Annotated in this window: 19 protein-coding genes and 1 tRNA gene; 8 read left to right on the forward strand and 12 right to left on the reverse strand. The window is 64.6% G+C overall.

What is annotated here, in order from left to right; genetic code table 11:
- Nucleotides 1–24: 24 nt before the first annotated feature.
- The 7 genes from NKK47_RS15280 to NKK47_RS15310 all read right to left on the reverse strand — a co-directional run bounded on the left by NKK47_RS15280 (nucleotide 25) and on the right by NKK47_RS15310 (nucleotide 7,536).
- Nucleotides 25–624: a VOC family protein gene (locus tag NKK47_RS15280; RefSeq protein WP_352577493.1), complete on the reverse strand. Its 600-nt coding sequence runs from the start codon at nucleotides 622–624 to the stop codon at nucleotides 25–27.
- A gap of 80 nt (nucleotides 625–704) precedes the next feature.
- On the reverse strand, nucleotides 705–1,535 hold the full coding sequence (locus tag NKK47_RS15285) for an ATP-binding cassette domain-containing protein (RefSeq protein ID WP_352570273.1): 831 nt from the start codon (nucleotides 1,533–1,535) through the stop codon (nucleotides 705–707).
- Entirely contained in the window at nucleotides 1,528–2,418 is an 891-nt protein-coding gene (locus NKK47_RS15290) for an ABC transporter ATP-binding protein (RefSeq protein ID WP_352455070.1), read from the reverse strand. The genes NKK47_RS15285 and NKK47_RS15290 overlap by 8 nt, the downstream gene beginning before the upstream one ends.
- Nucleotides 2,415–3,263 (reverse strand): ABC transporter permease, encoded by an 849-nt coding sequence (locus NKK47_RS15295; protein ID WP_352570275.1) that lies wholly within the window; start codon nucleotides 3,261–3,263, stop codon nucleotides 2,415–2,417. Before NKK47_RS15295 ends, NKK47_RS15290 begins: the two co-directional genes overlap by 4 nt.
- Nucleotides 3,256–4,263: an ABC transporter permease gene (locus NKK47_RS15300; protein WP_023676841.1), complete on the reverse strand. Its 1,008-nt coding sequence runs from the start codon at nucleotides 4,261–4,263 to the stop codon at nucleotides 3,256–3,258. The genes NKK47_RS15295 and NKK47_RS15300 overlap by 8 nt, the downstream gene beginning before the upstream one ends.
- 64 nt (nucleotides 4,264–4,327) lie before the next feature.
- Nucleotides 4,328–5,854: an ABC transporter substrate-binding protein gene (locus NKK47_RS15305; protein WP_352577494.1), complete on the reverse strand. Its 1,527-nt coding sequence runs from the start codon at nucleotides 5,852–5,854 to the stop codon at nucleotides 4,328–4,330.
- A 107-nt stretch (nucleotides 5,855–5,961) separates the two neighbouring features.
- On the reverse strand, nucleotides 5,962–7,536 hold the full coding sequence (locus NKK47_RS15310; RefSeq protein ID WP_352577495.1) for a phytoene desaturase family protein: 1,575 nt from the start codon (nucleotides 7,534–7,536) through the stop codon (nucleotides 5,962–5,964).
- Nucleotides 7,537–7,653: 117 nt separating this feature from the next.
- Here NKK47_RS15310 and NKK47_RS15315 point away from each other — a divergent pair, with 117 nt between their 5' ends.
- The 5 genes from NKK47_RS15315 (at nucleotide 7,654) to NKK47_RS15335 (ending at nucleotide 14,591) form a co-directional block, all read left to right on the forward strand.
- Nucleotides 7,654–8,445, forward strand: a complete 792-nt coding sequence (locus NKK47_RS15315; RefSeq protein WP_023676844.1) for a cyclase family protein — start codon at nucleotides 7,654–7,656, stop codon at nucleotides 8,443–8,445.
- Between the two features lie 311 nt (nucleotides 8,446–8,756).
- Entirely contained in the window at nucleotides 8,757–10,328 is a 1,572-nt protein-coding gene (locus NKK47_RS15320) for a phytoene desaturase family protein (protein ID WP_352577496.1), read from the forward strand.
- Nucleotides 10,328–10,807 (forward strand): MarR family winged helix-turn-helix transcriptional regulator, encoded by a 480-nt coding sequence (locus NKK47_RS15325; RefSeq protein ID WP_023676846.1) that lies wholly within the window; start codon nucleotides 10,328–10,330, stop codon nucleotides 10,805–10,807. Before NKK47_RS15320 ends, NKK47_RS15325 begins: the two co-directional genes overlap by 1 nt.
- A 42-nt stretch (nucleotides 10,808–10,849) precedes the next feature.
- Complete coding sequence (locus NKK47_RS15330) at nucleotides 10,850–13,003, forward strand: thiamine pyrophosphate-dependent enzyme (RefSeq protein ID WP_352577497.1); 2,154 nt, start codon at nucleotides 10,850–10,852, stop codon at nucleotides 13,001–13,003.
- Nucleotides 12,996–14,591: an indolepyruvate oxidoreductase subunit beta family protein gene (locus tag NKK47_RS15335; protein WP_352577498.1), complete on the forward strand. Its 1,596-nt coding sequence runs from the start codon at nucleotides 12,996–12,998 to the stop codon at nucleotides 14,589–14,591. The genes NKK47_RS15330 and NKK47_RS15335 overlap by 8 nt, the downstream gene beginning before the upstream one ends.
- Before the next feature lie 36 nt (nucleotides 14,592–14,627).
- Here NKK47_RS15335 and NKK47_RS15340 read toward each other — a convergent pair.
- Nucleotides 14,628–14,703 (reverse strand) — tRNA-Thr (locus tag NKK47_RS15340).
- A 353-nt stretch (nucleotides 14,704–15,056) separates the two neighbouring features.
- Between NKK47_RS15340 and NKK47_RS15345 the strand changes: the two genes are divergently transcribed.
- Complete coding sequence (locus tag NKK47_RS15345; RefSeq protein ID WP_352577499.1) at nucleotides 15,057–16,214, forward strand: hypothetical protein; 1,158 nt, start codon at nucleotides 15,057–15,059, stop codon at nucleotides 16,212–16,214.
- A 102-nt stretch (nucleotides 16,215–16,316) separates the two neighbouring features.
- On the opposite strand, the gene NKK47_RS15350 is transcribed toward NKK47_RS15345, so the two are convergent.
- Together NKK47_RS15350 and NKK47_RS15355 are read right to left on the reverse strand one after the other, a co-directional pair.
- Nucleotides 16,317–17,918 carry a cisplatin damage response ATP-dependent DNA ligase gene (locus NKK47_RS15350; RefSeq protein WP_352577500.1) on the reverse strand — a complete coding sequence of 534 codons (1,602 nt, stop codon included), beginning with the start codon at nucleotides 17,916–17,918 and terminating at the stop codon, nucleotides 16,317–16,319.
- Between the two features lie 238 nt (nucleotides 17,919–18,156).
- Nucleotides 18,157–19,167: a ligase-associated DNA damage response exonuclease gene (locus NKK47_RS15355; RefSeq protein ID WP_352577501.1), complete on the reverse strand. Its 1,011-nt coding sequence runs from the start codon at nucleotides 19,165–19,167 to the stop codon at nucleotides 18,157–18,159.
- 107 nt (nucleotides 19,168–19,274) lie between these two features.
- Here NKK47_RS15355 and NKK47_RS15360 point away from each other — a divergent pair, with 107 nt between their 5' ends.
- Both NKK47_RS15360 and NKK47_RS15365 read left to right on the forward strand, forming a co-directional pair.
- Nucleotides 19,275–20,219, forward strand: a complete 945-nt coding sequence (locus NKK47_RS15360) for a methyltransferase domain-containing protein (RefSeq protein WP_352577502.1) — start codon at nucleotides 19,275–19,277, stop codon at nucleotides 20,217–20,219.
- 55 nt (nucleotides 20,220–20,274) lie between these two features.
- Entirely contained in the window at nucleotides 20,275–20,631 is a 357-nt protein-coding gene (locus NKK47_RS15365) for a hypothetical protein (protein ID WP_352577503.1), read from the forward strand.
- Between the two features lie 7 nt (nucleotides 20,632–20,638).
- On the opposite strand, the gene NKK47_RS15370 is transcribed toward NKK47_RS15365, so the two are convergent.
- Both NKK47_RS15370 and NKK47_RS15375 read right to left on the reverse strand, forming a co-directional pair.
- Entirely contained in the window at nucleotides 20,639–21,502 is an 864-nt protein-coding gene (locus tag NKK47_RS15370) for a prephenate dehydratase (RefSeq protein ID WP_023676855.1), read from the reverse strand.
- A gap of 33 nt (nucleotides 21,503–21,535) precedes the next feature.
- The gene (locus NKK47_RS15375; RefSeq protein ID WP_023676856.1) at nucleotides 21,536–22,264 is read right to left on the reverse strand and encodes a 3-deoxy-manno-octulosonate cytidylyltransferase; all 729 of its coding nucleotides are present in this window, start codon (nucleotides 22,262–22,264) and stop codon (nucleotides 21,536–21,538) included.
- Nucleotides 22,265–22,435 lie beyond the last annotated feature (171 nt).

Genomic DNA, 22,435 nt, shown 5'->3' on the forward strand with positions numbered 1-22,435 from the left:
TGCGCAGGCCAGGGACGCCCCGGGCTATTTTTCCGGGTTCTTCGGGCTCCACAGCACCGTCTCCGCATCTTTTTCATAGGCCATGCCCTTGGGATAGCTGATCGCTTCCAACTGCAAGCCCCAGGGCGCCTGGAAGTAGAGGATGGTCTGGCCGGCGGCCGGGCCTTCGGTAACCGGCAGCGGTCCCATCCGCGTCTTGACGCCCTTGCCGTCAAGATAGGCTTTTGCGGCGGCGATGTCGTCGACATAGAAGGCGATATGGAAGCCGCCTATGTCGCTGTTGCGAGGCGTCAGGTCCTTCTGGTCCGGCGCGGTGTATTTGAACAGCTCGATGTTCGACCCGTGTCCGCAGCGGATCAGGGTGATCTCCTCGATCACCGCCTTGGGATCGACGCCCAGCAGATCCTGCATGAATGTGCCCTTGTCGTCGGCGAACGGGCCGAACGACATCGCCTTCTTGCAGCCAACCACTTCTGTGAAGAAATCGACCGCCTGCTGCATGTCGGGGACGGTGACGCCGGTGTGGTCGTGGCCACGCACGCCGGGAATGGAACTGGCGTAAGCGGTGCCGATGCTTCCCAGCACGGTGGCGATGAGCACTGCGTAGCGGATTGCATTCTTCATGTCAGTCATCCTCCATCGCGGGACATTTTGCCGGCCGCACGCCCGAGGCCCGCTCTTTAGCGTGCGAATAGGATTGTGTTTCATGCCGGCGCCTTTGCGGCGGGAAGTAGCCAGGCATCATCGATCTCGGGCAGCGGAATGGCGGCGAGCAGATCGCGCGTGTAGGGCTGCTGCGGCTGCTCGAACAAAGCGTCGGTCGCGCTGGCTTCGACGATCGCGCCTTCGCGCATGACGATCACTTGCCGGCAGAGCCGCCGGATCACCGACAGGTCATGGCTGATGAAGGCAACGGTCAGGCCCATTTCGGCGGCGAGTTTTTCCAGCAGCGTCAGGATCTGTGCCTGCGTCGACACGTCGAGGCCTGAGACGATTTCGTCGGCCAGCACGAATTTCGGCGACAGCGCCAGCGCGCGGGCAATGCCGACGCGCTGGCGCTGGCCGCCCGACAATTCATGACGATAGCGGCTGGCGAAGCCTTGCGGCAGGCCGACGCGCTGAAGCGCCTCCGCGACACGATCCCTGAGGTTGTCGCCAAGCCCGTTCTGCTTGAGCGGTGCTGCGATGATGCTGAAGATGGTGCGGCGCGGGTTGAGCGACGACATCGGATCCTGGAAGATCATCTGCAGATTGCGGCGCAGCGGCCGGAGCTCGGCCTCAGGCAGATGTGTGATGTCGCGGCCGTCGAAGATGACCTTGCCGGCGCTCGGCTCCAGAAGCCGCACTAAGGCGCGGCCAAGCGTCGATTTGCCGGAGCCGGATTCGCCGACGATGCCGGTCACCGATCCCTTTGGCAGGTCGAAATCCAGCCCTTTCAGGATCTCGGCCAAGGGCGCGCGGCCGATCAGCGGCTTGCGCGTCATGTCGGGCAGCGCGACCTTCAGCCCACGCACGGAAAACAGCGGCTCAGCCATGCGGGCGCCTCCAGGCCTGATCGGCGGCGGCGATCTCCGAAGCAAGCCCGGCCAGCACCGCCTCGTCCACCGGCTTCAGCGAGGCGAAGGGATCGGTGTAGCGTGGCGTCGCGGCCATCAGAGCTCGCGTGTAGGGGTGCTGCGGAGCGGCGAAGAGAGCGGCCGTTTCGGCCTCCTCGACCACCTTGCCAGCATAGAGCACCGAGACCTTCTGGCTGATCTTGGCGACGACGCCGAGATCATGGGTAACGAACAGGATCGCCGTGCCGTGCTCGCGCTGCAGTTGCGCGATCAGCCGCAGGATCTGCTTCTGCACAGTCACGTCGAGCGCCGTGGTCGGCTCGTCGGCGACGATCAGCCTTGGTTCGGCAGCAAACGCCGCGGCGATCAGCACGCGCTGGCGCATGCCGCCGGACAGCTCGTGCGGATAGCATTTGAGGACACGCTCGGGGTCGCGGATTTGCACCTCGTCCAGCAATTGGCGGATGCGTGCATCGGCCTTCTCGCCGCTCCAGCCGAGGATGCGCACCAGCCGGTCGGTCATCTGCGGGCCGATGCGGCGTGACGGGTTGAGTGCGGTCAGCGGATCCTGCGGGATCAGCGCCGTGCGCGCGCCGATCAGGGTGCGCCGTGCCTTGGCCTGCAGTTTGCCGAGGTCCTCGCCCTCAAGCAGCATGTCGCCTTCGACGATGCGCACGCTCGAAGGCAGCACGCCAAGCACCGCCTTGCCGATCATCGTCTTGCCGGCGCCGCTCTCGCCGACCAGCGCGCGCACCTCGCCGGGCTCGACGGCGAGCGACACCGAGCGCAGCACGCGCAAGCCATTAGGCAGCACCGCGCTAAGGCTGCGTATGTCGAGGCAGGGTTTCGCCAGCGCGTTCATCGCAGCACCGGATCGAAACGTGCCCTGAGGCCCTCGCCAAACTGGCTGAACGACAGCACCGTCAGGATCAGCGTGACCAGCGGGAACACCAGCACCCACCAAGCCTGATGGATCGACAGGCGGCCCTCGGCGATGATGCCGCCCCAGGTCGGGTCGTCGGTCGAGATCGACAGATTGACGAAGGACAGGATCGCCTCGACGATGACGGCAATGCCCATCTCCAGCGACAGCAGCGCGACGATCGATGGCACCACATTGGGCAGCACCTCGCACAGCATGATGCCGATGCGGCCGTAGCCGGCGATGCGGGCGTTCTCGACATAATCCATGCGCGACTGGCCCATGGTCTCGGCGCGGATCACCCGGCAGAAGCGCGTCCAGTCGATGACGGCAATGGCAATGATGACCGAGCTCAAGCCGGTGCCGAGCACGGCGACCAAAAGGATGGCAAACAGCACCGGCGGAAACGCCATCCAGACATCGACAACGCGCGAGATGATGCGGTCGGCCCAGCCGCCGAAATAACCAACGATCAGGCCGAGCGTCGAGCCGACCAGGCAGGCCGCGATGGCGGCGGCGAAGGCGACGATGAAGGCGATGCGGGCGCCGAAGATCAGCCGTGACAGGAGATCGCGGCCGAGACTATCGGTGCCGAGCCAGTAGCCGGGCTCGGCTCCATCGAGCCAGAACGGCGGCAGGCGCTCCAGCATCAAATCCTGCGCCAGCGGGTCCTGCGGTGCGACCAGCGGCGCAAAAATTGCGGCCAGCAGCGCAATCAGCAGCCAGCCGCCGGCCAGCCACAGGCGTGCCCGCGAGCCATGTCTCGAAATGCGGGCCTCATCCATGGCGCAGCCTCGGATTGAGCAGGGCGTACATCATGTCGACGGCAAGGTTGATCAGCACAAACAGCAGCGCGAAGACCAGCACGATGCCCTGGATCAGCGGCAGGTCGCGGTTGATGACGGCATCGATCGCCATGTTGCCGAGACCTTCATAGGAAAACAGTCGTTCGACGATGACCGTGCCGCCGATCAGGAAGGTGAACTGCACGCCGACCAGCGTCAGCGTCGGCAGGGCCGCGTTCTTCAGCGCCTCGCGCAGGATGACCTGCGTTTCCGAAAAGCCCTTTACCCGCGCCAGCACGACGTAGTCGAGGTCGAGCACTTCCTTCAGCGACTGTTTCAGCAGCTGCGAGATGATCGCGGCCAGTGGCAGCGCCAGCGCAATCGCCGGCATCAGCATGTGTGCCAGCAGGTCCCTGGTCAGGTCGAAGCGCAGCCGTACGATGCTTTCGAACAGATAGAATTGCGTGGCGAAGGGCAGGTCGAGCTGCGGCGACACCCGGCCAGAAATGTCGAAGATAGGCACCAGCACGCCGAACAGAAGGATCAGCACCAGGCCCCACAGGAAATCGGGAATCGAGAGTGCCGCACCGCTGGCAATGTCGATGCCGGCTTCGACCGCGGTGCCGCGTTCGCGCGCGCCGAGGATCGCCGTCGTGCCGCCGATCGCCAGCGCCATCACAAGCGCGACGATGGCGAGTTCCAGCGTGGCCGGGAGGCGATTGAAGACCAGCCCAAGCACGTCCTGCCGCAGTGAGATCGACGTGCCGAAATCGCCCCTGACGACACCGGCCAGCCAGATGAAGAATTGCTGGACGATGGTCTTGTCCAGCCCGTAAAGCGCGCGCAGCCGAGCGATGTCGGCATCGGTCGCGCCGGGCGGCAGCATCATCGCGATCGGGTCGCCCGGCGCGACACGGATGACGATAAAGACGACGACGGCCACGCCGAACAGCGTGATCGCCATCGTCAGAAGACGGATCAGGAATCTTTGCAGCAGCATGGTCGCCCGTGGCGGAAAATGCGCGCCGTCATTCCGGACGGCGCGCGGCAAGCCGAAGACTGTCTCAGGCCGGGCTCATCAGCGCCGGCAGAAGTGCGCCCGACACATGCTGCACCACATTGACGCCCTTGGCATGCACGATCGGCTGCGCATACTGGATCAGCGGCAGCACATAGGCCTGTTCGGCGATGTATTTGTCGACGGCCTTCCAGCCGGCAATGCGCTTGGCCTCGTCCTTCTCGCCCCATAGTGGATTGATCATGTCGATCAGGTCCTGGCTGTCCCATACCGAATGCGGGCTTGGGCCATACATGGCAAAGCCGGTCGACGTGGTGGGATCGCCGATGGCATTGCCCCAATTGTAGAAGGCCGCCGGCGCCAGCTTGTCGGCGGCGCGCAGCTCGTAGTGCTTGGCGATCTCGTAGACCTCGATCGTTGCCTCGATGCCGACCTTGCGCCACATGCCGACGATCGCCTGGATCATCTCGTAGTCCTTGGGCTTGAAGCCCTTGGTCGTCTGTATCGTGAACTTGACCGGCTTTTCCGGCGAATAGCCGGAGGCGGCCAGCAGTTCCTTGGCCTTGTCCGGATTGTGCTCCACCTTGATCGACGCATCGTAGGCCTCGTATTCCGGCGTCTCCAGCGTATCGATGGGCTGGCCGTAACCGCGCAGCAGCCGGTCGACCAAAAGCTTTTTGTCGACCGCCATCACCGCCGCCTGGCGCACGTTCTTGTCCAGCATCACGTCGATGTCGTTGAAGAAGATCATGCCGATGTCGGAGACGTTCTTGCATGAGCCGGCAAGTCCATCCTTGGCGATCAGGCGGTCATATTCCTCATAGGGGATTTCCAGCGTCACCTGCGAGGAACCGGACTCGATCTCGGCGACGCGGCTCGCCGCATCGGTGACGAACTTGATGGTTACGTTTTCGAAGGCCGGCTTGCCGCCCCAGTAGTTCGGGTTGGCCTTGAGCCGCAGGAAGGCGTTGGGCTCGAATTTGTCGACCATATAGGGCCCGGTGCCGATCGGGGCTTTCTCAAAACCCTCGGCGCCGACCTTTTCGTAATAGGCCTTCGGCATGATGTAGCCGGTCAGGAACGACATCCACTTGAAATACACCGGGTCGAATTGCACGACGTCGCCGGTGATCTTGTTGCCGTCGATCTTGAAGTTGTTGACGTTCTTCCAGACGAACTGGATCGGGTTGCCGGTCTTTTCATCGCCCGCCCGCTGCAGCGACCAGACCACGTCTTCGGCCGTGAATGGCGAGCCGTCATGCCAGGTGACGCCCTCGCGCACCGTCATCATGATCTTGCTGCGATCCTCGTTCCAGCCCCATTCGGTGAGCAGGCCGGGCGCGAAAGAGAGATCCGGCTTCTGCGGGATGAACTGGTCGAACACCGACTGGTAGAGACCCTGGATGGTCGGGTTGACCGCCGAAGGCCCGGTGGTCGGGTCCCAGGACGGCAAATTGACATTGTAGGCGATGGTCAGTTCGCCGGCAGCCTTGGCGATTTGCGGCAGGCCGAGCGCCGTGGCGCCAAGTGCGGCCGCGCCATATCCGAGCAATTCTCGTCTGTTGATTGTCATGGTCGTTCCCCTGTTGCTTTTATGCGCGGTGTCGTTGTCAATCGGTGGGTTCAGGCTCCTTGGGCAACCGCGCCTTGTCCTCCTTCACCCTAGATGAAAAATGGAGCCTACCTCCCGCCAAGTTGTTGCGCGAGCATGTAGCCCGACGCCGCCCCGGTGCCGGCGCCGGGCCATGTTGCCGCCCCGGTCAGATGCAGATTGCCGACCGGCGTGTTCCAGCCGGCGTAACCGCGCACCGGCCGGAACAGGAAATTCTGCGCCAGATGATGGCTGCCGCAGATCTGGTCGCCGCCGACAAGGTTCGGGTTCTCGCGTTCGAGGTCGATGGGCGAGAACACGGCGCGGCCGAGGATCTTCCGACGAAGGCCGGGCGCATAGCGCTCGATAATGTCGAGGACGCGCTCGGCGTAGTGCTCCCTAGCCTCGTCCCAGTGAGCCGCCGCGATCGTGCCCGCTGCATCGCCTGCAATCTCGGCTGGCAGCATGCGCACCTGCACCCAAAGTATGTGCTTGCCGTCCGGCGCGCGCGAGGGATCGACGGCCGTCGGCTGGCCGACGACCAGCACCGGTTCATCCGGCAGCATGCCTGCCATCGCCTGCTGATAGGTCAGCGACATGGCGTCGAGCGACGGCGAAAGGTGCACATAGGCGAACTGCCGAAGCTCGGCGCCGGCGCGCCAGTCCGGCAGATCGTCGAGCGCCAGATGGATCATCAACGTCCCCGGCGCGTGGCGGAATTTTTTCACGGCCGTGTCGAAGCCGGTGTCGCCCGATCCGTTAGGCAAAAGTTTCCCGGTCAGCGCCTTGGGCGCGACACCGGCGATGACGGCCTTGGTGGCTGTGTGGGTCTCGCCGGAAGCGAGCCGCACGCCGGTCGCTTTGCCGGCCGAAACCGTGATCTCGGCGACATCAGCCCCGGTGACGATCTTGCCGTCGGCGGCCGTGAGCATGCCCGACAGAGCGCGGATGATGGTGTCGGCGCCGCCTCTGCCGAGCACCATGCCGAAGCGCTGGTTGGCCATGGATTCGAGGTAAGGGAACACCGCGCCGCCGGCGATATCGGGAGCGAAGTCGAGATGCATGCCCCAGGTGGCGAGCGTCGCCCTGACATGCAGTGACTGGAAAGTCTCCTCGAGCCAGGCGCGGGGTGACGAAAGCAGCAACCGACCAGTATCGAGCGCGCCGGCAAAACCCTTCTTGCGCCAGAGGTTCCAGGCGGTGCCGGCGAGCGCACGGCCGCTCATCGGCGAGCCCAGCAGCCGGAACAGATGCTCGGCCTCCGCCGGGAAGGCCGCAACCAGACGGCGCCATGTCTGTGCGTCGGCGTCGGAAAAAGCGGCCATGCGCGAGGCGGTCTTTTCCAGGTCGCTGCTGACGCCGAACCAGCGACCGTCGGGGAAGGCGCTGGCAAAACAGTCGGCCATCGGCACGAATTCCAGCCCGTGGGTTTTCAATTCATTTGCATATTTCTTGTGAAAGGCCGAGCCGGCGAACAGGCTGAGATTCATCGCGCCGAAATCGTGCCGGAAGCCCGGAAGCGTCAATTCGCGCGTCTGGACGGCGCCGCCGATCGTTGCATTACGCTCGAAAACTGCCGTTTTCCAGCCTTTGAGCGCCAGATGCGCGGCGCATGCCAGACTGTTGTGGCCTGCCCCGACAAATATGGCGTCGAACTCGCTCACGCCCCGCCCCATTTGCTTTATGCTTAAAGATAATTGCAGATGCATATGTTTTCGTCTAGTAGGATATTAAGGGCCGCGAGAGCCTTCAGCACCATCGAGAAAGAGGGAACAGAGACCATGGACACACAACAACTTCTAGGCGAAGTCGCCGGCCAGCTGCTTTCAGGCGCCATCCAGGTGGTCGACCTGACGGCGCCGCTCGGGCCCAACACGCCACTGATCAAGCTGCCGCCGGAACTGGCGGTCGACACGCCGAAGATCGAGATCCACGCCATCTCCGCCTATGACAAGAATGGCCCGTGGTGGGCGTGGAACTGGCTCAAGCTCGGCGAGCATTCGGGCACCCATTTCGACGCACCCAACCACTGGATCACCGGCAAGGATTATCCGGACGGCGCCACCGACACCATTCCGGCGCAGAACTTCGTCGGCCCGGTCAACGTCATCGACTGTTCGAAGCAAGCGGCAGCCGATCACGATTTCCTGCTCACCGTCGATCACATCAAGGCATGGGAAGCCGAACATGGCGCTATCAACCCCGGCGAGTGGGTGGTGATGCGCACCGACTGGTATAAGCGCAACGGCTCGGAAGCCGAGTTCCTCAACGCCAATGAGACCGGACCGCACACGCCTGGCCCGACCGCCGAAGCCATCCAGTATCTGATTAGCAAGGACATCAAGGGCTGGGGCAGCGAGACGATCGGCACGGATGCTGGAAAAGCAGGGGGAATGGAGCCGCCGTTTCCGGCGCACAGCCTGATGCACAAGGCCAACCGCTACGGCCTCGCCAGCCTCTGCAACCTCGACCGGCTGCCGCCGAAAGGCGCGATCCTCATCGCGGCGCCGCTCAAGATCGAGCACGGCACCGGCAGCCCGATCCGCGCGTTGGCGTTGGTGCCAAGGCAATAGGGTAGCTGCGGTCTTCGGGAGAAGATCATGTGCGGAAGTGGCACTGTGGTGACGGACTGGGAGCGGCAGCCTTGCAAAGCTGCGGCTCTACGGCGCCCCCCTCTGTCCTGCCGGACATCTCCCCCACTTGGGGGGAGATCGGCCGTCACCGCGGCTTTCGCCAATCTTCAACGATGCAGGAATGAGCGGGGCGCCGAAGCTGCCAATCTCTCCCCTTGTGGGGGAGATGTCCGGCAGGACAGAGGGGGGCGCGAAGGAACGCGATCCTGCACGATTGAAACTCAGTTCCCGAGGACGGGGAGCAACCCTCGATGAGCGCTCCCGATCACATCGTCGTCGGCAGCGGCATCAACGCGCTGGTCTGCTCGGCGATGCTTGGCGGCAAGGGGGCGAAGGTGCTGGTGCTCGAGCGCAACGACCGCATCGGCGGCTGCATGCGCACCGAAGAAATCACCGCGCCCGGCTTCATCCACGACGTGATGGCGACGACCTTTGTCCTGTTCATCACCTCGCCGGCCTATGCGGCGCTGGGCAAGGATCTGGCGCGGCACGGCCTGGAGTTTTGCAACACCTCCACGCCGACCGGCGTGCTGCGCCCGGACGGCAGCCATGCCGTCCTGCGCACCGATCGTATCGCCAATGTAGCGGCGATCAATGCGCTTGCCGCGGGCGACGGCGACCGGCACGCAAACGATGTCGGCGAGATCGAGCGCAACGCCGGTCTGCTGTTCGGACTGCTCGGTGGCAGCCTGTGGTCCTACCCGACGGCCAGGCTGCTGGCGGGTGAGGCCTGGCGGCGCGGCCCGCGTGGCCTTGCCGCCTTTCTCGGCAGCGCGCTGGTGCCGGCGCGCGGTTGGCTGGAAAGCACCTACCAGTCGGAAACCATGCGCGCGCTGTGGGCGCCCTGGGTGCTGCATGCCGGCCTCGGGCCTGAGGACGCGTTCTCCGGCCAGATCGCCAAGGTCATTGCCTTCGCGCTTGAGGCGGCCGGCGCGCCGATCGTCAAGGGCGGTGCCGGGAATCTGCTGGCCGCCTTCCAAGCCCTGATCAGGGAACGTGGCGGCGAAATCCGCACCGGCGCCGACGTCGCGGCTATTGTCCAAAGCGGAGGCCGCGCCGCCGGCGTGCGGCTGGCTTCGGGCGAAACGATCAACGTGAACAAGAGCGTCATCTGCTCGGTCACGCCGACGCAGCTCTACGAGCGGCTCCTCGGCGACGCGGCGCCGAAAGCCGACGTCGAGGCAGCGCAAAAATACCGCTACGGCAAGGGCAATTTCCAGATCCACTATGCCTTGGACAAGCCGCCAGCATGGCGCGGCGAGGGCCTGGACAAGGTCGCGCTGCTGCATCTGACGCCGGGGCTCGACGGCGTCTCGAAGGCCTGCAACGAAGCCGTGCGCGGCATGCTGCCGGAGGTGCCGACCATGTGCGTCGGCCAGCCGCACGCGCTCGACCCATCGCGCTGCCCGGACGGCAAGGCGGTCCTGTGGCTGCAACTGCCCGAGGCGCCACGGCATATCAAGGGCGATGCCGCCGGCAAACTGCAAACACCGGCAGACGGTCGCTGGACCGAGGCGCTGCGCGAAGCCTATGCCGACCGTGCCGAAGCGATCCTCGCCAGCCATATCGATGGGTTCAAGGACAGCGTCATCGCACGCCGCGCCTGTTCGCCGGCCGACCTGGAAGCGATGAACATCAATCTGGTCGGCGGCGACCCCTATGGCGGTTCCTCGGCTATCGACCAGTCGTTTCTGTGGCGGCCGTTCAAGACGAGCCGCAATCACGCCACCGGGGTCAGGGGTCTCTACCACATCGGTGCCTCGACCCATCCGGGTGCTGGCTTGGGCGGCGGCTCCGGCTTTCTCCTGGCGGGGAGGCTGTGATGGAACAGAAGGTTGAAAAGCGCCAGCGCATCTCGACTTTGGGCCAGATCGGCCTGCAGCAATTCGCGCCCTATCTGATGAACCGCATCATGGGCCGCTACAACGCCACCTTGCGCGACAATTTCCGCAGGCAGGGCCTGACCATTCCGCAGGTGCGCACGCTGGCCGTGCTGTCGGTCACCGATGGCGTCACCGTCAACGATCTCTCGGTCTATACCGTCATCGAGCAGTCGACCTTGAGCCGGACGCTCGACACGCTGGAGGGGCAAGGGTTTGTGCGGCGCGAGCAGGGGGTCACCGACAGCCGTATCCGCCATGTGTTCCTGACCGACGATGGCCGCGCCGAATTCGCGCGCGCCTGGCCGGCCATGCACGACGCTTTCGAGGCAATGTTCGACGATGTCGACGATGCCGAATACGCGGCGCTGATCGCGACATTGCAGAAGATGCTGAAGAACATTCGCAAGCACGACATCTGATCTTACGCGCCGCCATCGGGGCGGTAACGGAAGGAGCCCAAAATGGCCGAACGGTCTTTTGCCAAGGAAGTCGAAAAGCTCAGGCTCGGCGCCGGCGAGGAGTTTTCCGGCGAAGGCATTCTCGCCATCACCAAGGCGCTGCTGCAATGCGGCGTCGGCTATGTCGGCGGCTATCAGGGCGCGCCGATCAGCCATTTGATGGACGTGCTGGCCGACGCGCAGGATATCCTGGGCGAGCTCGGCGTGCATTTCGAGGCGAGCGCCTCGGAAGCGACCGCCACCGCCATGCTGGCGGCATCGGTGCACTATCCGATCCGTGGCGCGGCCACCTTCAAGTCTACGGTCGGCACCAATGTCGCGTCCGACGCGCTCGCCAATCTCGCTTCCGGCGGCGTCACCGGCGGTGCATTGATCATCGTCGGCGAGGATTACGGCGAAGGCTCCTCCATCATGCAGGAGCGCAGCCACGCCTTTGCCATGAAGAGCCAGGTCTGGCTGTTCGACCCGCGACCGAACCTGCCGTCGATCGTCAAGGCGGTGGAGGACGGCTTCGAGCTGTCCGAGGTTTCCAACACGCCGGTCATGCTGCAAGTCCGCATCCGCTGCTGCCATGTCCACGGCCATTTCATCGCCAAAGACAACAAGCGCCCGGCAATGACTGTGGCCGATGCGCTCGAGGCGCCGCGCCGCGACACCGGCCGCATCGTGCTGCCGCCCGCGTCCTTCCTGCACGAGAAGGAAAAGGTGCAGAAACGCTGGCCGGCGGCGGTGGATTTCATCCGCACCAACAAGATCAACGAGTTTTTCGGCCCGGAGCACGGCTCGGTCGGCATCGTCATGCAGGGCGGCATGTACAATTCGGTCATCCGGGCGCTGCAGCGGCTTGGCCTCGCCGACACTTATGGCGACACCGACGTGCCGCTCTATGTGCTCAACGCCGTCTATCCCTTAGTCGACGACGAGTTCCTGTCTTTCTGCGAAGGCAAGGACGCCGTCCTCGTCGTCGAGGAAGGCCAGCCCAACTACATCGAACAGGCCTTTGCCGCGATGCTGCACAAGGCCGGCCGCGGCACCAGGCTCGTCGGCAAGGAACATCTGCCTATGGCCGGCGAATATACCGGCCAGGTGATGCTCGACGGCATCGGATCGTTCCTGCGCGCCACCATCCCGCATCTGCTGCCAAGCGAGGTCCGCGCGCCGAACAAGATCGGCGACGGGCTCGACACCGCCGACCTGATCAACGTCGTCCCGGGCCGGCCGCCCGGCTTCTGCGTCGGCTGCCCGGAGCGGCCGATCTTCGCCGCCACCAAGCTGGTCGAGCAGGAGCTGGGCAAGCACCACATCGCCTCCGACATTGGCTGCCATCTGTTCTCGATCATGCCGCCTTTCGAGCTAGGTGCCACTACCATGGGCTACGGGCTGGGGCCGGCCTCGGCTTCGGCGTTCAATTCGCCCGATGCCAAGCGCCGCTCGATCTCCTTCGTCGGCGACGGCGGCTTCTGGCACAACGGTCTGACCTCGTCGATCGGCAATGCCGTGTTCAACAAGAACGACGGCGTCATCGTCATCGTCGACAATTTCTATTCGGCCGCCACCGGCGGCCAGGACATCCTGTCGTCCCGCGCCGGCAACAAGACCAAGTCGACCAAGCACCCGATCACCGAGGCGGTGAAGGGCATGGGCGTCAAATGGCTGCGCCACATCGACCGCACCTACGACGTAACCAAGATGCAAGACACGCTGCGCGAGGCGCTGACGACGGACGAAAAGGGCCCGAAAGTCATTGTCGCCTCGTCCGAATGCATGCTCAACCGGCAGCGCCGCGAAAAGCCGCTGGTCGACAAGGCGATCAAGGGCGGGACGCGCATAGTCAAGCCGAAATTCGGCGTCGACGAAGATATCTGCACCGGCGACCATGCCTGCATGCGGCTTTCCGGCTGCCCGTCGCTGTCGGTGAAGTCGCTGGACGACCCCCTGCGCGACGATCCGGTGGCGCATATCGACCAAAGCTGCGTCGGTTGCGGCAATTGCGGCGAGGTCGCCGATGCGGCGGTGCTCTGCCCATCCTTCTACCGCGCCGATGTCGTGCACAATCCGAGCCGCTGGGACCGTTTCCTTGAAGCCGCTCGCCGCGCCATGATCGGTCTCTTGCAGCGGCGCCGTGAAAGCCGGCGCCTGATATTCGCCGATGCTTGACGCCGTGCCCTCATCGCGCTCGAAAGCCGGCGCCCCCGAAGACGAGCGCGTCATCAAGCTTGCCGTGCTGGCGGTCGGTGGCCAGGGCGGTGGCGTGCTGGCCGACTGGATCACCGACGTCGCCGAGCGCAACGGCTACGTCGCGCAATCGACCTCGGTCGCCGGCGTCGCCCAGCGCACCGGCGCCACCATCTATTATGTCGAAATGTGCCGCGACACCGGCCGCCTGCCGGTCTTCGCGCTGTCGCCGTCGCAGGGCGACGTCGACATCCTGATTGCCGCCGAACTGATGGAGGCCGGCCGCGCCATCATCCGCGGCTTCGTCACGCCCGAGCGCACCACGCTGATCGCCTCGTCGCACCGCATCGCCGCGGTCTCGGAGAAGATCGAGCCCGGCGATGGCCTCGCTTCGTCCTCGAAGGTGCATGCCACGGCGGAAGCCGCGGCCAAGCGCTTCATTGCCTTCGACATGGAGAAGATCGCCGCCGACAATGGCTCGATGATCTCGGCCAGCCTGCTCGGCGCGCTGGCCGGCTCCGACGCCTTGCCGTTCAGTCGCGAAAGCTATGAGCAGGCGGTCAGTGCCGGCGGCCGTGGTGTCAAGGCCAGCCTCGCCGCCTTCGGCGCCGCCTACGATCGGGCGCGCGGCATCGCGAGTGCGCCTTCGGGCGACAAGACTGCACAGCCGGCGGCCGCTGAAACCCGCTCGGGCGCGGCGACAAAAGTCAGCGGCCCGGAAAGCCTGTTGAAGGGCTGGCAACAACTGGCGGCGCGCGTCGCCGCGTTGCCGGCACCTGTGCACGACATGGCGCTTCGCGGCCTGAAAAAAGTCGTCGACTACCAGGACATCGCCTATGGCGGCGAGTATCTCGACCGGCTGGACCGGGCGGTCGTCCTGGACAATGCCGAACACGCCTACGCGCTGTCGATCGCCGCCGCCAAGCATCTGGCCAACGCGATGTGCTACGACGACATGATCCGCGTCGCCGATCTGAAGACACGCTCGACGCGCGACCAGCGCGTACGCCGTGAGGTTGGTGTCAAGCAAGGCTCAGTCCTGCAGGTGACCGAATATTTCCATCCGCGCATCGAGGAATTCTGCGGCACGCTGCCGGCCGGGCTCGGCAGCTACCTCGAGGCGCGGCCGAAGCTCGCCGCCTTCCTCGACCGCCGCATCAACCGCGGCCGCCATATCCGCACCGACAGTTTTGCCGGCTTTGCCGCATTGTGGTTCATCGGCGGCCTGCGCCGCTGGCGCCGCCGGCTGCTGCGCCACAAGATCGAGACCGCGCATCTCGAGCGCTGGTATGCGCTGGCGCTGGGCCAAGTCGGCGAGGACTACGCGCTTGGCACGGAGATCCTCAACTGCCGCCGGCTGATCAAGGGCTACAGCGACACCCACGCCCGCGCGCAGTCGAAATTCGACCGGGTGCTGTCGGCGCTCGACCTGGTCAAGGGCCGCCCGGACGCCGCAGACTGGATCCGGCGCCTGCGCGAAGCCGCGCTGAAGGACGAGAAGGGCGACATGCTCGACGGCGCGCTGAAGACCGTGGCGTCGCTGGGCGACGGCGACGTTCCATCAAGTTGATCTGTGAAATGGTCCCGTTTAATTCATCGAGAATTTTGGTGCCGCTTAGGTGACTCGAACACCTGACCCCATCATTACGAATGATGTGCTCTACCAACTGAGCTAAAGCGGCCCGGGAAGCCGAGCTTCCAGGATGGGCTGGGTGATAGACGCAACCGGCCGCGAATTCAAGATGGCAGTCGCGATTTCAGGACGAGGCAATTCGTGCCGCCTCCGGCCGGGCGCAAGGGCCGCCGCCGCGCGGATCTACCATTGGCCGCGTGATGCCGCGTCGGCACGCCGCGCGACCGCCACGTTGGCCGTGACCGGAAAATTAGCGAAAAATGTTGATTCCTTTACCGAAAATCACCGAAATGAGCTTTGTGCCCCTCGGCAAGGCAGAATGCGGCCGCTCGCTTGTTGATTGATTGGTCGCCTGCGGCTAACGATCATGGCAATGTGAATGAAATTGCAGAGGGAATTCGCTTGGACGCGATCGAAAAAGCGATCCGCAATGCCTTCGAGAAAGGCAATGCCGACGACCGGGCGTTTCGCGAGCGGGTCTATCGATCGGCTTTCGCGGCACTCGACCGTGCCCTGCAGGCCAATCCAAACGTCACCGTGGAAGTCGCCATCAAGCGCCGCAAGGCGGTCCAGGCGAAGATCACCGAAATCGAATCGGAATTCCTGCCGGCGGTTGCCGACGTCGCCGCGCCGACCGACAGTTTGCAGGCAGCACCGGCGGTGGAGTCTCCGGCTGAAACTGAAACCGAAGCCGAGCCCACGCCCGATGTCGTCGTTGAGGGTCCGGCGAAGCCGCCCGAAGCCGATGCGCCCCGGTCGCGCGTCTTGCCGGTCGTCCCCGACATCATGCCCGACGCGCCTGTTGCCGAGGCGCCGGTGATCGACATGGGGGCCTCGGTTCCGACCGAAGCCGACGTCGAAACCGACGACGCGGAAGTGACGCCCGACCGCGACGACCGGCGGGCGAGGCGGCGGCGCCTGCCCTTGACCGCCATCTTCTTCGGTGTGACGCTGCTCGCAGCCGCCGGAATCGGCCTTTATTTCGCCAACCAGACCGGCGTCTTCAAATCGGCGACCGAGCTCGACACAGCGCCACCGGAAGCGCCGCCAACGGTCGATGGCGAAGATTTCACGCCGGACGACACCGCTTCGCCGCCAAAGCAGGGCGAGGAGGACCAGGCGCGCGACTGGATCAACGTTTTTTCGCCGGGTGACCCGACGCAGGTCAATGCACCGTCGGACGCCAAGGCCGACGTTATCCAGGACGAAAGCGGTTCCTTCCTGCGCATCCGCTCGGGGGCATCCGGCTCGGCCATCAGCTTCGACGTCGGACAAGGCGTGTTGGAAAAACTAGCCGGCAAGCATGCCACATTCGACATCATCGCGCGCTCCGAGGAGGGCCAGGAGACGCAGATTTCCGTCGATTGCAATTTCGGCGAACTCGGCGACTGCGGCCGCAAGCGCTATGCCGTCGGTCGCGAGCGCAATGAATATCTGTTCGACGTGCGCTTTCCCGACAAGCGTCCGGGTGCTGCCGGCACCATCGCCATCAATTCCGACTTCGACAAGCAGGGCAAGTCGGTCGACATCTACGAGATCCGCGTTTCAGTCGTTCCCTAAAGCACGTCGCGTTCGGACCGGCCTCATGCGACGCACTTCAGGTTCTTGTTTTGATGCATGTCGTTACCGCAAAACCGCTGCACACTTTTTGCGCGACATGCATTAACTATCGAGCAGCGCCTGCAGCGTCTCGATGCGGTCGGCTTCGGCCGCCGGCTTGTCCCAGCGCAGCCGCGAAATGCGCGGAAAGCGCATGGCAACGCCGGATTTGTGCCGCGTCGAGCGGTTGAGCCCTTCGAAGGCTACCTCAAGCACCAGCCCGTTCCTGCGGTCGGCACGCACCGAGCGGACCGGGCCAAAGCGCTCGATCGTATTGTCGCGGACATATTTGTCGATCTGCCTCAGTTCCTCGTCGGTGAAGCCGAAATAGGCCTTTCCCACCGGCACCAGCTCCTCCGATCCGTCCGGCCCGGACCAGACGCCGAATGTGTAGTCGGAATAGAAGCTCGAACGTTTGCCGTGGCCGCGCTGGGCGTACATCAGCACGGCGTCGACCGTGTGCGGATCGCGCTTCCATTTGAACCACGGGCCCTTCGGCCGCCCGGCCACATAGGGCGAATCCCAGCGCTTCAGCATGACGCCTTCGATGACCGGATGCAGCGGCTTGCGGCGCAATTCCTCGAGTGCCTGCCAGTTGGTGAATTCGACCAGCGGCGACAGATCGAAGCGGCCCGGATAGAGCGTCCTGACGAAGGCCTCGAGCCGGCCGCGCCGTTCGCGGAAGGGAAGTCCGCGCAAATCGTCGTCACCAATCTGCAGCGCATCGTAGCAGCGCATGAAGGCGGGGTATTGCTGCTGGATCTTGGGTGACACGCTCTTGCGGTTCAGCCGCTGCTGCAGGTCCGAGAACGTGCCCGTCGCCTGCCTGGGGTCACCGACCAGAAGCTCGCCGTCGAGGGCGCCTGAAAAATCCATCGCCTCCGCAAGATCCGGAAAAGCGCCGGAGACATCGTCACCGGTGCGCGAATAGAGCCGGCGAATGCCGCCTTCGCAAACCGCCTGGACGCGGATACCGTCCCATTTCCATTCGGCCGCGTAGTCGGCCGGGTCGAGCTTTTCGAGGTCGCCGTCGCCGACGGCGTTCGACAGCATCACTGGCCTGAACAGCGCCAGCGCCGTTTTCCTGGGTTTTTCCGCTTTGCCCTCCAGCCAGGCGAACAGCCCGATATAGGGCGGCGTCAGCCCGTGCCAGAGTTCCTCGATCTCGGCGATATCGACCTTGCCGAAATCGGCCAGCGCCTGCTTGGCCAGCCGCGCCGAGACGCCGATGCGCAGGCCGCCGGTGACCAGCTTTATGATGGCGAAGCGCGCCGACGTGCTGGCGCTGTCGAGCAGCCGGGCCAGCACCTGCGGCCCGTCGGAGCGGCTCGCCGCCTGCAGCTTGGCCACCACCTCGGCCAGCGTCGGCGCGTGGTTCGCAATGTCGACAGGCGATTGCGGCCAGACCAGCGACACGGTCTCGGCCAGGTCGCCGACATAGTCGTAGGAATAGCCGAACAGCACCGGATCCATGCGCTCGACGACCAGCGTGCGCAGCATTGCCGGCTTGACCGCGGCGATGGACAGATCGCCGGTGATGGCCGCCAGCGCCAGCCCGCGATCCGGATCCTCGACGCTGCGGAAATAGTCGGTCAAAAGCGTCAGCTTGCCGTTGCGCGACGGCGTCAGCACCAGCCGGTCGAGAAGCTCGGCGAAGCGGTTCATCGGAGGAGCGACGCCAATGGGAAAAGCTTGCGTTCTGTCGCGCCCCCCTCTGTCCTGCCGGACATCTCCCCCTCAAGGGGGGAGATTTGCTGTCGCGACTGCTTTCGCCAATTTCCAACGTTGCAGGATGAGCGGCAAAACCAAAGCTGCCGATCTCCCCCCTTGAGGGGGAGATGTCCGGCAGGACAGAGGGGGGCGCCGTAGAGCTCTGCGCAGGTGACCATCGAACCTCGCATTCTCAATCGCCCTCGTCCTCATAACCAACCAGATGCAGCGGCCTGGCGGCGATGCCTTCGAGTTCGCACCAGCGCACCAGCGCCTCCTCGCGCCCATGCGTTACCCAGATTTCTTCGGCGCCGGTCTCCTTGATCGTTGCTGTCAGCTCGTCCCAGTCGGAGTGATCGGAGATGATCAGCGGCAGCTCGACGCCGCCCTGCTTGGCGCGCTGGCGGATGCGCATCCAGCCTGAGGCGAAGCACGACATCGGATCGGGAAAACGCCGCGCCCAGCGATCGGCGAAGGCGGATGGCGGGCCGACGACGATGGCACCGGCAAAGTCGCTTTTTTGGCCGGTCTCGACGGTCGCCGGTTCCAATGTGCCGAGATCGATATTCTGGCTCTGGTAATACTCGCTGAGCTTGGCCAGCGCGCCGTGGATGTAGATCGGCTTTTCGTAGCCGGCATCGCGCAGCAGCCGCATGACGCGCTGCGCCTTGCCCAGCGCATAGGCGCCGACCAGATGCGTTCGCTCGGGAAACTGCTCGGTCGATTTCAGCAGCCGGGCGATCTCTTCGGTATCGGGCGGATGCCGAAACACCGGCAGACCGAACGTCGCCTCGGTGATGAAGACGTCGCATTTGAGCGGCTCGAACGGCTCGCAGGTCGCGTCCTTCTGGCGTTTATAGTCGCCGGACGCGACGATGCATGTGCCCTGATGCGCGACCTTGATCTGGGCCGAGCCAAGCACATGACCAGCCGGGTGAAAGCTGACGGCCACACCGCCAAGCGCAATCGTCTCGCCGAGCACGGCGGCTTTCGTCGTTCCGGCAAAACTGTCGCCGTAGCGCAGCCCCATGATGTCGAGCGTCTGCTGCGTCGCCATCACCGAGCGGTGGCCGGAGCGGGCATGGTCGGAATGGCCATGTGTGATCAGCGCCCGGTTGACCGGCCGCACCGGGTCGATGAAGAAATCGCCGGGCGGGCAATACAGCCCTTCCGGCCGGGGATGAAGCAGGTCGCTGGCGCGCATGGCCCCAAGATAGGCGCTAATTCCGGCGCGGGAAGCCTGTTGTATGTCACTGCTGACTCCAGCATAGAGCGCAAGCCGGCTGCAAACACCCGGCGGAACCCGATCGCATGAAACCGCTCCAGACCTCGTCCGGCGATTTGACCGCCGACCGCCGCGCCGACTATGCCGAAATGCTCTATGCATCCGGCGATCATGCGGCAGCGGCGGAATTGCTGCTCGGCGCGCTCGAACTGGCGCCGCAATGGCCAGCCGGCTGGTTCCGCCTCGGCGAGATGCAGGAAGCGGCGGGCGCGCGCGATCGTGCCGCGCAGGCCTGGATGACGGCACTGCGGCTCGACCCGGCGGACAGGCTCGGCGCGGTGCTCAAGCTGCAATTGATCGGCAGGGCAGCGGCGGCCCAGGCGCCGCCCAGCGCCTTTGTCGAGACGCTGTACGACCACTATGCCGGGAGTTTCGAGGCTGAACTGGTCGACAGGCTCGGCTATCGTCTGCCCGAATGTCTCGACCGCAGTATCCGGGCGGCACGGCCGGGCCGGTTTTCGCTGGTGCTCGATCTCGGCTGCGGCACCGGCCTCATGGGCCAGAAGCTGCGGCCGATCGCCGACCGGCTGGAGGGTTACGACATCTCGGCCGCCATGCTGAGGCAGGCGCGCGCCAAAGGCGTCTACGATCTGCTCGTCAAGACGGACCTGCAGGATTTTTGCTATTCTGGCCCGAAAGCCGATCTGGTGACGGCGGCCGATGTGTTCATCTATGTCGGCGCACTCGAAAAGGTGGTGAACAAGATTGCCGGAATGCTTGCCGGCGGCGGTCTGTTTGCGTTCTCCGTCGAGACGCTCCCGGGCGGAGAATCGTCTGACAGCGCCGGCTTCGCCCTGCTGCCGTCCCGCCGCTACGCGCATTCCCAAAGCTATGTAGAGCGGGTTCTGGACGCCGACGGCTTTTCAGTCCTGTCGCTGCAGGCAACGATCATCCGGCAGGATCGCCGCCAACCGGTCGAAGGGCTGGCCGTAGTGGCAAGCTTGCTTTCCGGCAGCGTAAAATCTGGCTAAGACTTCTGCCGCTGCGCATGAGAAGCCGCAGCTGCGAACGACAAGGAGCACGTTCATGCGCTGGAACATGACGGTCTTGGCATCTTGCCTGGCGATGGCCGGCTGCGTCGGCATTTCGATGTCCGAACGGCAGGACGAAAACGTCCAGTCCTCGCTGCAATATGACAAGGTGCCTTGCGATCAATTGCTGGCGCAACGAAACGGCCTGGCGCAGCAATATCATCTGCCGGTGGACGCCAAGCCGTCCTTCTCCAACCCGGCGACGGGCTTTGGCCCGTTCACGCCGGATATGCGCTCGAAAGCCAAGCGCGATGCCGACCAGGCAAGCGGCAAGATCGACGCCATGAACCGGTCGATTGCCCGCCGCGAATGCGGCAAGCCGGCCAAGCAGAACAAGCTCGGCCTGACCTGACCGGATCCTAATCCGCCACCTTCCACTGCTCGCGCGAGGCGCTGGCGGGATAGACGCCGAGAATGCGCATTTCGCGCGAGAAAAAGCGCAACTCGTCGAGTGCCAGCTTCACCAGCGGATCGTCGGGATGGCCCTCTATGTCGGCGTAGAACAGCGTCGCCGTAAACGCGCCGAGCTGGTAGCTTTCCAGCTTGGTCATGTTGATGCCGTTGGTGGCAAACCCGCCCATCGCCTTGTAGAGCGCCGCCGGCACGTTGCGGACGCGGAAGATGAAGGTCGTCATCATCCTGGCGTCGGCCGAGGGGCGCTCGGCCCATTGCTTGTTCTTGGTCAGCACGACGAAGCGGGTGACGTTGCTGTCGGTGTCCTCGACATTCTCCTCGATGATGTCGAGTCCGTAGAGGGTCGAGGCCAGCGCCGGCGCCAGCGCGGCCATGGTGCGGTCCTTCATCGCGGCGACCATCTTGGCGGCGCCCGCGGTGTCGCCGGCAACCGTCGCCTTCCAGCCGTTCTTGCGGATGTATTTGCGGCATTGGCCGAGCGCGTGGATGTGGCTGTGCACGGTCCTGATCTCGTCGCGCCTGACGCCGCGCAGCACCATCAGCTGGAAGTGGATCGGCAGAAAGTATTCGCCGATGATGTGCAGCTTCGATTCCGGCAAGAGGTGATGAATGTCGGCGACGCGGCCGGCAATGGTGTTCTCGATCGGGATCATCGCCAGATCGGCCTTGCCGGTCTCGACGGCGTTGAAGGCGTCCTCGAAGGTCGGGCACGGCAACGGCTCCATCGACGGGAACATGTTGCGGCAGGCGGTGTCGGAATTGGCGCCCGGCTCGCCCTGGAAGGATATTTTGTTGGTCTTTTCAGGCATGCGCAGAGTCTCGGGAATTGGGGGAAGAATTTCTTAGTTGGAAAGGAGCGCCCTGGCGCGTTCGAGATCGTCCGGCGTATCGACGCCAAGCGGCACCGACTGGACGATCTCCGCATCGATGCGCATGCCGGCCTCCAGCGCCCGCAACTGCTCCAGCCGCTCGCGGCGCTCCAGCGGCGACGGCCTTAGCGCAACGAAGCGTTCGAGTGCGGCGCGGCGATAGGCATAGAGGCCGATATGATGGTAGAGCGGGCCTTCGCCCCAAGGGGCGGTGGCGCGGGTGAAATAGAGCGCCCTGAGCCGCGTCGTCGAGAGTGGCGAGCCGACCAGCTTGACGACGTTCGGATTGGTCTTTTCCTCGTCGCGTACGATCTCGACGCAGAGCGTGGCGATGTCGACCGCTGCGTTCTCGAAAGGCTTCAGCGCGGCGCCGATAACAAGGGGGTCGATGGTCGGCAGATCGCCCTGCACATTGACGATGGTCTCGACGCTGTTGCCAGGGTCGAGAATGGTCAGCGCTTCGAAGATGCGGTCGGAACCGGTTTCGTGGTCCGCCCGCGTCATCACCGCCTCGAAACCATGCGCGCGCACCGCCTCCGCAACGCCTTGCGTATCGGTGGCGACGACGACCCGGCCGAGCCCGGCCTCGGCAGCGCGGCGGGCGACGTGGACGATCATTGGAGTGCCGGCAATGTCGGCGAGCGGCTTGCCCGGCAGGCGGGTCGAGGCCATGCGGGCCGGGATCAGGATGAGGGTGGACATGAGGCGGGCAGGGGCTCGAAAAAGAGGAGGACAAAAGTGGCAAAAGGTCTCACTGGCAGCGCCCTTATAGGTGTTGCAACGCCGGAGCAAAAGACCTAGTTTCCGCGCGATTTGACCGCCTCGCAGGGTGGTTCACGATACCGACGGACGGAGTGGACGGATCGGTCCGCC

It is taken from the genome of Mesorhizobium sp. M0019 (assembly GCF_040323975.1).
Classification (GTDB): Bacteria; Pseudomonadota; Alphaproteobacteria; order Rhizobiales; family Rhizobiaceae; genus Mesorhizobium.